Annotated in this window: 12 protein-coding genes, 1 tRNA gene and 1 other RNA gene; 9 read left to right on the forward strand and 5 right to left on the reverse strand. The window is 39.9% G+C overall.

Annotated elements, in window-relative coordinates; translation table 11 throughout:
* Nucleotides 1–421: 421 nt before the first annotated feature.
* Entirely contained in the window at nucleotides 422–802 is a 381-nt protein-coding gene (locus BM283_RS11340; RefSeq protein WP_090693156.1) for a hypothetical protein, read from the reverse strand.
* Between the two features lie 293 nt (nucleotides 803–1,095).
* Here BM283_RS11340 and BM283_RS11345 point away from each other — a divergent pair, with 293 nt between their 5' ends.
* The 4 genes from BM283_RS11345 (at nucleotide 1,096) to BM283_RS18125 (ending at nucleotide 4,227) form a co-directional block, all read left to right on the forward strand.
* The gene (locus tag BM283_RS11345; RefSeq protein WP_090693158.1) at nucleotides 1,096–1,299 is read left to right on the forward strand and encodes a hypothetical protein; all 204 of its coding nucleotides are present in this window, start codon (nucleotides 1,096–1,098) and stop codon (nucleotides 1,297–1,299) included.
* A 119-nt stretch (nucleotides 1,300–1,418) separates the two neighbouring features.
* A complete protein-coding gene (locus BM283_RS11350) occupies nucleotides 1,419–2,291 on the forward strand; it encodes a PA4780 family RIO1-like protein kinase (protein WP_090693161.1) in 873 nt (290 codons plus the stop codon).
* A gap of 159 nt (nucleotides 2,292–2,450) precedes the next feature.
* Nucleotides 2,451–2,527, forward strand: a tRNA-Met gene (locus tag BM283_RS11355).
* A gap of 845 nt (nucleotides 2,528–3,372) precedes the next feature.
* Nucleotides 3,373–4,227, forward strand: coding sequence for a hypothetical protein (locus BM283_RS18125; protein ID WP_139225260.1), 855 nt, complete (start codon nucleotides 3,373–3,375; stop codon nucleotides 4,225–4,227).
* A gap of 573 nt (nucleotides 4,228–4,800) precedes the next feature.
* On the opposite strand, the gene BM283_RS11370 is transcribed toward BM283_RS18125, so the two are convergent.
* From BM283_RS11370 to BM283_RS20035, 3 genes are all read right to left on the reverse strand, one after another.
* Nucleotides 4,801–5,034: a hypothetical protein gene (locus BM283_RS11370; protein WP_046850821.1), complete on the reverse strand. Its 234-nt coding sequence runs from the start codon at nucleotides 5,032–5,034 to the stop codon at nucleotides 4,801–4,803.
* An 809-nt stretch (nucleotides 5,035–5,843) separates the two neighbouring features.
* A complete protein-coding gene (locus tag BM283_RS20030; protein ID WP_139225262.1) occupies nucleotides 5,844–6,002 on the reverse strand; it encodes a lipase family protein in 159 nt (52 codons plus the stop codon).
* A gap of 103 nt (nucleotides 6,003–6,105) precedes the next feature.
* Nucleotides 6,106–6,372, reverse strand: coding sequence for a hypothetical protein (locus tag BM283_RS20035; protein ID WP_139225261.1), 267 nt, complete (start codon nucleotides 6,370–6,372; stop codon nucleotides 6,106–6,108).
* A gap of 647 nt (nucleotides 6,373–7,019) precedes the next feature.
* Between BM283_RS20035 and BM283_RS18875 the strand changes: the two genes are divergently transcribed.
* The 4 genes from BM283_RS18875 (at nucleotide 7,020) to BM283_RS11390 (ending at nucleotide 9,387) form a co-directional block, all read left to right on the forward strand.
* Nucleotides 7,020–7,178 (forward strand): hypothetical protein, encoded by a 159-nt coding sequence (locus BM283_RS18875; RefSeq protein ID WP_175492110.1) that lies wholly within the window; start codon nucleotides 7,020–7,022, stop codon nucleotides 7,176–7,178.
* Nucleotides 7,179–7,281: 103 nt separating this feature from the next.
* Nucleotides 7,282–7,536 (forward strand): hypothetical protein, encoded by a 255-nt coding sequence (locus BM283_RS11380; protein ID WP_090693170.1) that lies wholly within the window; start codon nucleotides 7,282–7,284, stop codon nucleotides 7,534–7,536.
* A gap of 278 nt (nucleotides 7,537–7,814) precedes the next feature.
* Nucleotides 7,815–8,069 carry a hypothetical protein gene (locus BM283_RS11385; protein WP_090693174.1) on the forward strand — a complete coding sequence of 85 codons (255 nt, stop codon included), beginning with the start codon at nucleotides 7,815–7,817 and terminating at the stop codon, nucleotides 8,067–8,069.
* An 853-nt stretch (nucleotides 8,070–8,922) separates the two neighbouring features.
* Nucleotides 8,923–9,387, forward strand: a complete 465-nt coding sequence (locus tag BM283_RS11390) for a carboxypeptidase-like regulatory domain-containing protein (protein ID WP_090693177.1) — start codon at nucleotides 8,923–8,925, stop codon at nucleotides 9,385–9,387.
* A 292-nt stretch (nucleotides 9,388–9,679) separates the two neighbouring features.
* Here BM283_RS11390 and BM283_RS11395 read toward each other — a convergent pair whose 3' ends face one another.
* Nucleotides 9,680–10,042, reverse strand: a complete 363-nt coding sequence (locus BM283_RS11395) for a hypothetical protein (RefSeq protein ID WP_090693178.1) — start codon at nucleotides 10,040–10,042, stop codon at nucleotides 9,680–9,682.
* Nucleotides 10,043–11,755: 1,713 nt separating this feature from the next.
* Between BM283_RS11395 and ffs the strand changes: the two genes are divergently transcribed.
* Nucleotides 11,756–11,854, forward strand: an RNA gene (ffs, locus tag BM283_RS11400) — signal recognition particle sRNA small type.
* The last annotated feature ends 55 nt before the right edge of the window (nucleotides 11,855–11,909 follow it).

Below are 11,909 nucleotides of genomic sequence, written 5' to 3' on the forward strand. Positions count from 1 at the left end.
AGTATTACTGATTGGTTGCGGTTGAGAGTAATAGGTCGAACGTGCCAGATTCAACAACTGGCATTGACGAACCTGACTAAGACTCCCATGGGGCTAAATCATCTCTTTGCGTTCTACAAGACTTAATGATTGAGCTTTCTCACTAAAAAATCGCGTTCTACCGTCAATTGACCAATAACCCGGTGCAGGTCATCTGTTGTAGGTTGCTCCTTATTGGCGCCAGTATTATTTTTAGAAAATAGCTCGGCAGCTTGCTCAATGAATTGCCGTTTTCAGCTATTGATCTGCGTGAGATGGATATGATAACGCGCTGCTAATTAGGGGACAGTTTCATCACCGCGTATCGCTGCCAGCGCTAGTTTTGCTTTGAATTCGCTCGAATATTGTATGCGCTTTTTACTCATTGTTATTAAGCTCCTTTTTAATTCTGCCAGAGCTTAACAACCTGTACAGTTTTTGGGTACCACTTCACTGTGTGTGGGTGAGTGCCTTTCTTAAAAATTGCCAAGTCTTGTACGATCCGTGGACGGCGATGCTGCATGATTTCGCGTAACGAGGGGGCGCTATCAAGCGGTGCCTCATAGGCAATTAAAGGGCTTTCGCTACCGGTAGTGCTATGGATATAAGTCTTCAGTATGCCCGTTTTCTCATCGAGTAAGGCAATGGCTAGAGGGTCGATAAACGGAAAATCTTCACGGATCAATTGATGTAAGAAACCTAATTTAGTAGGCAGGGGCTGGCTCTCATGCAATTGGGCGAGTGCATCCTGATGTGAAAACAAATCCTCTTTCTTGGAAGTCATAGCAACACTCCTTATGATACCAGGCTTGGAAATTTGCTGTGGTTCTATCAGCGTAAACCATTATGTCATAAGAGAATAACGGATCAAAAGGTAATAATTTTGTCATCAAGGAGTTCTATTATATTAAGACAACTGTTTGGGCGGTTGTTTTATGTCAACTAAAAATAAATGGCTGTAACAAATTGCCCTGCGGCAATTTGCCACATTCCAAGAGTGTTTTTTTCTTTCTACAATGCAAATCACGTGGTTGATTATTACCGTAACAAGTAATAACTGCAATCAAGGAGATGGAGATGTGTTTTAAACATAAATTAATTAATTTGTATCAAGTTCTGCTGGATAAGTTTCATATGAAGTTTACTGCAACCAGAAAGCAGTCATTAACAACAGACCAGAATAGCGTGAGTAAAGCCTTTGTTATTGTCAAACATATTGATATTGCGCCCGAGGATACGGTCTGGCATCGAAGCAAGTCACCAAGGTTTCAGCAGAATTAATTAATAGTGGAAGGTGAGGTAATAACTACGTGATTTCTCACCAGTTAAGTAGAGAGAATTATTTATTTGACAGGAGTATGGAAAACATGTGCTGTATTGACATGTTTACATAAGAGCTAATGAAAATCCCAAAAAGAATTGAGCCATTGGTTGAAGAAGGTCTGATTGATTCAGTAATTTGCCAACTTATGAGTGGCAAAGAGGCGATGGTGTACGTTGTGCGTTGTGGCAGCGAGCTCCTGTGTGCCAAAGTTTATAAAGAAACAAACAAGCAAAATTTCCGCCAGAATGTAAGCTATACAAAGGGCAGATTGGTTAGAAAAGGGAGATCTCTGCATGCGATTCAAAGGAGAAGTCATTTTGGTCGTATGGCACAGAAAGAAGCGTGGCAAAGTACCGAAGTAGATACCATGTCTCATCTGATTACAGTCGGTGTGCCAACACCAAAATATTATAATTTTTTTGAAGGGGTATTATTAATGGAGCTGATTACCGATAGCAATGGTGATGTCGCTCCCCGACTGAATGATTTGACATTGAGTCCTGCGCTGGCATGGATATATCATGATTTCTTAATCAGGCAGATTGTCCGTATGCTTTGCCATGATGTCGTTCATGGTGATTTATCTGAATACAATGTGTTACTCGGTAACCAGGGCCCTGTTATCATCGATTTCCCTCAGGCGATTTCTGCAGCAAATAATTACAATGCCCAAAGAATATTTAAACGCGATGTTAATAATATTACTGCCTATTTAAGCCGGTTTGCTCCAGAACTGGCATATACCGATTATGGCTCCGAGATTTGGTCTCTTTATCAGAGAGGAAAATTGCATTTGGGCATTAATCTGAGCGGAAATACTGAGGAAAAAACTCAACCGGTTAATTTAAATAGTGTTTTGGATGCTATTAACGCGACCTTAAAAAAGGAGATGGCTTGGCAAAAATACAAGCGGGAGCGTTGGACAAGTCGTCGACTACAACAGTATTGATATGAGCAAATAGCCTCGTCACTAAATTAATAAGAGATATGAACGCATCATTCTATTCTACGGGCTGGGGTGTTGCTCCAATCATTGCCTTATCAAAGGAATAATAAAGCATTATGATTTGACGGGATAGGCATTACCTGTTAATCTACTCAGTTCTGGCGCGGGGTGGAGCAGTCTGGCAGCTCGTCGGGCTCATAACCCGAAGGTCGTAGGTTCAAATCCTGCCCCCGCAACCAATCAAATCAAGCATTTAACCGATACCGTGTTAAGTGCTTTTTTCATTTAATGCGCTTGTGTAGGCTCTATGTGGGAAATTTTTCTCAATACTAAAAAGGACTACATAGCAACCATCACAGTGACATCCACTAGCAACACATCAGAAAAGATCGTGGTAGAGCGTGATAATGGAAGGAATTATCATTCACTGGTAAGCTAATTGCCAACGCATCAAGTAGCCTAACCGCGCTATCGATTCTTCACGGTCAGGTGAAACGGGGCGCTGGCTTAGTTATCTATTTGGCTGAATGGGAGTTGTGCAGGATTCTTTTGCGGTGTGTTGCACGTTGAATATCTCGTACGGTTTCTCAACACTACGGTTTTGGTTATCCTTCTCTATCATTATCGCTCCTCTCTTATTATGGTTATCGATGAACCAAAACTATCTTCTGTTTCTTGGTCAATCAGGTCAGTTGTCTAAACTGAGCTGATAGGATATGGACACAAACCCCTAATTATTATTATATAAATGTATGCAATTGCATTATTGATATGACATTTTATCTTTAATAGCATATTCGTAAATAAAGTTGGAGCAGTTGGAGCACTAATTAGCTCGGTGTTTACCTTTACTTTATGGCAAATTTCAGTCCGCTTTATTCCGCTTAATCTATTTGGCCGGCAATGCTTAAAGAAAACAATTGTTCGTCAGGGTCATAGCTTATTTTTAAGATTTTACTATAAAGTTAATTGAGCTGTTTATTAAAGCATTGTCTCGTTGCAGGGGTATTGTTGAGGAATAGGATGTACTTTATTTTTATGGACACTTTTACCCCATGAATTCCGCTCATTATAGGAGATAATCATGAGTACTGGCAATGAACAGCATAAAGAATATGATGCACACGGATATAATCAAAAAGGATATGATCGGGAAGGGTATGATCGACCAGGATATGATCGGGAAGGGTATGATCGACCAGGGTATGATCGACCAGGATATGATCGGGAAGGGTATGATCGACCAGGATATGATCGGGAAGGGTATGATCGACCAGGATATGATCGAGAAGGGTATGATCGACCAGGATACGATCGACCTGGATATGATCGAGAAGGATATGACCGACAAGGAAAAGATCAGCAAGGAAATGATGGGCATAAACATGATGTTCATGAATCCGGTGGAATGAGTGGTGGACCTGACAGTAAAGACCAAGGCAGCAACGACGAAGGTAATAAAAGTCAGGGCGGTAATGACCTTGGTGGTAAAGATAGCCAAGATAACCTAGGATCCAGTGGAATGAGTGGTGGGCCTGGCAGTAAAGATCAAGGCAGCAAAAACGAAGGCAATAAAGATCAGGGCGGTAATGATCTCAATGGTAACGATAGCCAAGGTAACCTAAGCGGCCAAGACAAATATTACCATCAAAGGAATGTCGACACACGTCCAGATCAACCTTGCCATGGTGAACAGGGGGCAGATAATTTTATTTTTCAGGGTATGGGGGACTGGGAAATTGACAACTTTGCTTGGCAGGAAGGCGATAGGCTGGATCTCAGTGGGTATGGTTTGACTCGTGATGAGATCGCTAGTCATGTCACAGATGTCACCATTCAGGCTGATACCTTGATCGTCAACTTTGGTGACGATGTATCGATTACGGTGGTAGGTCAACCGCCCACCTGGGATCACGTAATTTGCGCTCAGCTATTTTGATGGTATATCAATAGAAAGAGAAGCCTTATCCCCTCTCTTGCTAATACTGGAAAATTTGGGGCCGAAGTAAATGAGGATAAGGTTGCTTTGGTCTCAGTATTCTTCGCCAGCTATAGTTAAATAATGGATGGATTAATTAAATAAAGAAAATAATCCATTGGCCTTCCCTGGTCCTGCTGTTCTTCTTATCCTGGAAGAGTCTACTACTTCCAAAAAGCATCTTCTAACTCATAGGGTGACTGCGACATGGTAAAACATCACAGCAATCTTCTAAATAAATCTAACTTAAATTAAATAATGATCAATACAGATAAATGCTAAATTTTTCGGACTCATAACGCGAAGGTTGTAGGTTCAAATCTTACCCCGCAACCATCACCTATTATCTTACTCAAAGCGGCTCATCTGTCTTGTTTTATTTCAGTCCACAACTCGCCATTGACTAGCTTATTTCTCTTTTTTGCGTAAGAATTCAACTATATCTGGTGCAGATTGGTAAATTACTGCAATCTTTCCTTCTGACCTGCGACAACTCTCTTCCGAGCGTGCCACCGTGCTTTTGTATATCTTCTCCTATCTTTTCCCAAAATTACTATGCTCTACCTCTTTGCCTACGTATGCTTCTTCATGTACCCTCATTCCAGATTCTACCCAAGCAAGTAATTTTTTAATTTGGTCCCTTACCAGTATCAGCTTATCTTCCGCTGATAATTCAGGCAAAGACCCACGGAATAATTCCTCGTCAGAACTGATTAATTCAAGCTTTTCCCTGAGATAATTGATTTGAGTTTGGGTTAAATTTTTCATTTCTATTCCCTTATTAATTAAGTGGTCGATGATATAATTTAGAAGCTTGGATATAGATAATAATTTCGTTTGCTATAAAATTTTTATCCTCGACGGTGTTAAATTTCGTTCGCATCGCGCCTCCGTTACCTGTTTTTATAGCTAATTGCAAAAGAATGATGCTGCAGCATTTATCAGATATATCGAGGATGATCCAGAGCGCAGAGTTCCCCGCAAGTTAGGTAGAGCCACTGTAATCATTCCAATTTTGGGAATGATTGCAGAGAAAATAGTCCTCATGATTAAGAGGTAGATCAATAGTATATTGTTAGCCGGGTGGAGTATCTTCTATCTGTTTATTTTGTGATGCAGCGAAAATCAGTGCGCGTTTTGTTTGTTAAATTCACTGTAAATTTCTTAAAATTTCTGCGCCTACACCTATATCGGTTGACTCACAGGTGTGAGTTTAACCGATACTCCCGACACCCGGTATTTCTATTCTATTACTACATTCTCTGAAAGGAATATTAACTTTAATCGATCGCTGTTAGAGAGGAAGACTCTCAGTTACTGATATTAGATTCTGGGAGCTATTCGATACAATACCATCCCCATCGTGGAAATTAGTTAAACTAGACAAAATAGGTTGGCCTATTCCAACTACCGAAACATAAACTATATTGGATGGAAGCGGGTGAGTAGCTAAATCATTAAGATTGTTTAAAGCTGAACTATTTGGTTGGAATTCCTCGACTATAATACTATTCAGGTCAATATTCAAATGAAAAAGCTTGCAAATACCGGCATTATTAAGAATATCGAATTGAGTATTACATGCCTCGGCCCAAGCTTCCTTGATGCGGATCTCCAATAGTAATAAGTTTCGCGATATCCTCCCGGTATAGGATTGGAGTTTCTGGATCGAGTACTCTTGCTAATCCTTGCAGATATTCTCTTGCAGTAAGCCCACCCGTGCTATGCCCAATCAGAAGAACTTTTGTAGCTTGGGGTTGCTATCTAAAACCGCTTTAATGATGGCTGCTAATTCACCGCCCTGAACATCTAAAGACAGCCCTTGATTATCAGAGAAATTTAACGTGTAAAAATTGCCCGCACTACCCGTACAGTCGGTCCCTGGTAATAAACATGGTTATCTGCAGAGGAAGCTCCCACATAAGAATTGGTGTTGGGGTAATAGCGATAGGTATAAAGGTCGGAAAATTGCACCTCTTGCAGCGCTGGCGAAAATAAACTAGGGTAGAATGTCTGTGCCCAGTTTAACAAACATTCTGTGTTGGGCATCGTTGTGGTATTAGATTTTACCGAAGAGTCAATAGCCGCTGCTGTGTTGCAAAACATCAAGAGAACTATCAATTCTAGTACACTTGCGAGCAAAGGGTTGCTTTTCGTTGTTGGTTGTTCATAGCATTCTACCAAAGTAAAGAAGCAGAATAACCAATGATGAGCAAATTGTTTTGCCCGATAACCAGATTATGATGCGATACAGTTATCACATCTTTAGAAAAGTATAATCGTGAAGTTGACCGCAGTCGATATGGCTGTAGCATTCATTTTTTTCAAGTCCAATGCAGCAAGAAGAATATATGCTAAGCGGAGCTAAAAATGTTTATGCTATCAAGCGCATACGATCGATTTCATTTCCAAATCAAACATGATGCGAAGGCGAGCCGCAGACAGTATCAATAATGCGGTAAGATGATCTGGCAGAGTCAGTTTTGATTTAGAAATGGAATAGGAAGCCGATCGTGTTAGATCGTGTGATTATCAATGTACTCATGACCATCATCTTTTATTGCCTTGCTATTATTTATCTTACCTAATATTTCGCAAATATCCTTGACGCAAAGGTGCGGCTCGCTGTGAGCTTTGGCAAAAGGACGGTTATGGGTGGGGTGGATTGGAATGAAAAGACGATGCGCGTAAATACGCCGCGTTTTGCTTAATCATGATTTTTGCTCCTTTAAAAAGAGTTGACCATCAGCGACATGCGGGTAGTCTCACTTCGAGCCTGGCCAAAGACAGGTGGAGTGGTTTCCCTTGCCATTATTGTATTCTTCTCACGCTCGACCATAGAAAGCTATGAACGTAAGAAGCTGCTGCTTTCTGGCGTGGATGACTGCTCTGGCTCAACTTTAGGTTCTTGAAGAACCGGAGTGGAAGAACAAGGATGATGAATTGAGTTTATCAATATCATAATTTTGTCATAAATTTGTTGTAACATTCATATTTGTTTTATGATGTTGCTAAATGACAACAATAAATACTCTTGCTGTAAAATGGGCTGTGTGTCCAGAGGATGAAGGTAAAGTCTCATATATCGAAGAATTATGGGATTCACCCTGTACACTGCCAAACGAGGGCAACTTAATCATTCGGCCCTTTCTTATCGATCCTGAGACACGTCAACCAATTCCTGTGCGTGTTGCTGAGATTCGGGATCATCCTGAAATGCAGCCCCATACTCTCGTTTTCGTAGTGACGCCTGCAGACCTAAATCATTAAGACTCAGCTTTTTCGATTGTAGTTAATTCAGTTGTTTACATCTGGTAGATAAACGCTAGTATCAGGCATGTCCGATAGTTCTGGCATGTCGTCTTGATGATATGATCAGTCATATTTTTCTTCCTGGTCAGTTGGCTATTGGGTCGTTGATCTTGAGTAATGTGATTTATAATAAATTATTTTGATTCATATAGTTGATATATCTATTTTAGTTTGCCAATATCATAAATTTATTGTAGTCTTCGGCATTCATTTCACAATGTTGCCAAAAGACGACAATGAGTTTTCCGGCTGTAAAATGGGCTGTGTTTCCATGGGATGTAGATAAAGTTTTATATGTCGATGAGTTATATGATCCATCCCACTCCCCCTACTCATTGCCAGGGATAGGCGATTTCATCATTCGGCCTTTTATTGTTGATCCTGAGACATTTGAGCCGACTCTCGTCCGTGTTGTTGAAATTCAGGAACATCCTGAAATGCAACCTCATACTTTTATTGTCTTAGTAATTCCGGCAAGCCCAAATCATTAGGCGTGAACTTCTCCTCGCCGACTTCAAATCACAGAAATAAAATTTAGTAACTTATTTACTGTTTTTCGCTGGATTTTACAGATACCAGTACAGATTACTTGACCAGTATTTCAGTCCGATCGGCCAATCTATTTTTCTTAATTATTTCTTTGTAAATAAAAATTGTATGCACTCTTACAATAGCATTGACTGTTATTTTCAGGCTTGCCATTATAGTATTCGCTCAGATTGTCACAAATACTCAGAGTCAAGGCGGTAGTCAGACTCAGCAGACTAATGACCAGCTCGCTTGCTAGTGGTGAGGTATTTTCTAGACGAGCGAGCGTTTCAATCTCAATGTCATTCCATTTCTAAATCAAACATGACGCGAAGGCGAGCCGCAGACCGTATCAACCATACGACAAGGTGAAGCCAACAAAGTCAGTCTTGATTTAGAAATCGAATCAAAGCCCATGGTTCTCTCTAAAGGGACTAAAAAGCAAAATTCTGGAACTGGAGCTAACGGAAAAGATTCTGGTTTTTGCATTTTCTGCTAATAAACTTACTGCTGCTACACATCCATTATCAGGTTATTTTCAACTCAGCCATGATTCCTTAATTTTGAATATTTGCAGCAGGCAGTCGCCAGCTTTGGCTTTGATTTTGCTTGAACTTCTTTTGTTGAGAATCAGTCTTATTAAGACTCCTGTAATTTAGGAATGTTTCAATACACTTCTGCTGGCGTTCTCTCTTAACGACTTATTCTATTAAAGCAAGGTAATATAAGAAAGACAAAAGTAAGCATTCAGAGCTCGGTTCGTTTATCGCGTGATTCTTTAACAGGACGCATTGATTAACCTAAGAGGATTAAATAATGAATATTACCAAATTCGTTGGAACAGCTTCTGTTATGATCTTTCTTGGTATCATTAGTACTTCCGGTTTTTCACAAGTTGAGCTCGTGCCAACAGAATCTGCGCTTCCACCAGTGCAGAATCAAGGTGAAGTCGTGTTTATGACTGGAGGCATTGGTCAAGATGAATCCCATGCGATATTCAAGGAAGGAAAAAAATGGCCACTGATGCTTGAACTTGCCAAAGCTGGTACGGCTCAGGCGGTATATATTAGTAATGTCCAGATTGTCATCAGGGATGCATCCGGTTCCACTGTGCTGGAAACGATATCTAAAGGACCTTATCTGCTTGCTAAACTTCCTCCAGGAAAATATTCACTTGATGCTACTTACGAGGGGGATACCTTGCATCGTGACTTATATGTTCAGGAAAAAGAACATCATAAAAAAATTACATTGCTTTGGCCCGCTCCAAAAAGCCAATAATATAAAACGATTACATAACCTGGTCTTCATTGTTACTCTCGCTGTTCTGGCAAGTGCTGCCAAGCTAAATTTTAGAAATATGGCGGTACATATCTGCTGGCGTCTTTCCATTCCGCCTTGTGCAGTTGTGTACCTTGTTCTTTGTTTTTTATTGGTTTGCCATGCGGTGCTGGCATATTGTTTCCTATCTTTTTTCTCATAGTCATGTACCGTAACCGCATATGGCATCTTAGGATCTGCTCTTTGAACTTAATGTCGCTTATCGCTGTGCTCTATCATCATTAAGTCAATGTCAACTTAATACCACAATATCATCAAAGCTAATTTGATTTTGATGAACTCCCACCAAAGTTATAGACGCGGAATCTCCAAAGTTAACAATAAAATTATCATCCTCAACACGCATATCAGTCACAAAGCTTATCAATTGCTCCCTCGAAACTAATCCGTAACCTGTATCAAATACTAATTGATCTCCTTGGTCATTGTGAAAGTCATCAATTCTAAAATGGCCAGCACGCTTAATAATAAAATCATCAGCCAATAAGCTTCCATAATTAAACTGACCTTCTTGTTCAACAACTGGATTCCCTTTGATTTTGACAGTAATTTGTCCCTTTTCAATGGTGTAGTAAAATGGGTCAGATATTCCCATATTGAATGGATCTCCTTTTATTGTTATTAATTTAGGGGCGGTAGTTGATTAGCTTGGATGCTAAACTAATCAACTACCGCCCCTGATTTTTTAAATGGATCTGGTGATTTTGTAAACCGATCCGCTTGGCAGATTTGCTATGACGTAATGCCTGTCTTCGATCTGATTTAGGCCAACAGTGATATTGCCGTGATTGTTATTGATTGGTCAAAGTGTAATTTCTCTGCGTCTCTGGTACAGGTAAATTTTTGCTATTTATCTGCCATCCCGTAAATTTACTACAACGTCATTGCCTGGATTGGGTATATGATTTGGATCGATCACAATGAGTTTGTCGTGTTTAATGCAAGGAGACATCAAATTCCCCTTAACTTTAGCGCGGAGCATCTTGGGTTATCAGTCGGGCGCGTGACGAGACCTTCCGGATATTGTTGAACACTTGGATGCCCACCATCTCCGCTTTATATTCCGCCAAAAATAGGTATAGGCTTTGCATAAAAAATTCCATGCTGATGATTTTACCTTGGATTATTCAAACCATCCAAGAAAAAAGATTTCTATTTTTTTCTACCCTATCTTCGCTTATATTCTTCCCTCCTTTTTTGGCTTATAAAGCAATTTAATTGAATAGTTGTCATTTATTCCAGCTCTTCTTGAAAGCTCCACCTTACTTTCTCTGTATTGGCCATTCAGCAGCTTAAGCAAACATTTCCTCTTGTATCCTGTATTGAATTAGCTTCTTTATTTATTTTAAAAGGAAGTTATGCACTTAGCTTGTGGTAATTCTGCATAGGGGTATTTATCGAAATATTATCCATTAATAATATATTTTTCAGTAATTACAAACCATTTTTTTGGAAATGTGACTAATCAGCCTCATTAAAATATTACATTTAATCATCATTGGAAATATCGAGACCCACAAAGATCTTCAGCCGGTATATACAAAATATCAACAAAAGCTTGAATAACATGGCATAGAGTGGTTAAGAGCTATAAGGGAAACTTTGAGATAATTCTACTACAGAACGCTTCTTTAGCAGCCTGAAACGCGAACAGTTGATAGGCAATGCATGCTTATTACTCTTGAGATTCTGCTATAGTCGGTATAAAAGCATATTTTGCTTACTATCATATCTACTGCATTCATATAGCCATAGAGAATATGCTATTCCATTTCTAAAACAGAAGTGGCTTTGTCGACTTCACCTTGCCGTATGGTTGATACGGTCTGCGGCTCGCCTTCGCGTCATTTTGGAAATGGAATGATACACCATCTTAAAATAGCCATTAGAACACGATTAAAGCTAAAACCTCCTATTTCTATTTGTTGTATGGTAATATTGCGTTTTGAAAGGCCGCTTGCGGATAGAGCAGGTTAAGATGATTGTGTGCTCGCGCAACCATTGTTTTCCTTTTGCTTGTAATAGGCAAAATTGCCTGATTGAAGGGCGAGGCTAGAGTGAGTTACCACAACCATTAAATTACTGGTTTAAGTTACTCGGAAGATGATACCAAGCATTTACAGGCCCTTTGCTGAATATTGGCAAAGGGCTTTTTAATAGAATTTTTAGCGCCGTAAATCATATATAAATTTTGGTTTCTGCTGCGACGGTGGTTTATCAAAAGATCTATCGAATAGTTTGTAAAAATTTTAACCGGGCTATTGTTATTTACCAATCAGTAATGTTGATTGATGTAAAATTGTCTTATGGCGGGCCTCCCCGCATTGCAGGGTAGTGAACCTGGTCAGGTCCGGAAGGAAGCAGCCACAGCTATTTTTTGCAAGTGCCGGGGGTTCGGCTCGCCACCCTAACTGATAGATAGGTTATTGATAATGATCTACTCTTTTTCCTTCATTTGATTA

It is taken from the genome of Nitrosomonas sp. Nm34 (assembly GCF_900113925.1).
GTDB lineage: Bacteria > Pseudomonadota > Gammaproteobacteria > Burkholderiales > Nitrosomonadaceae > Nitrosomonas.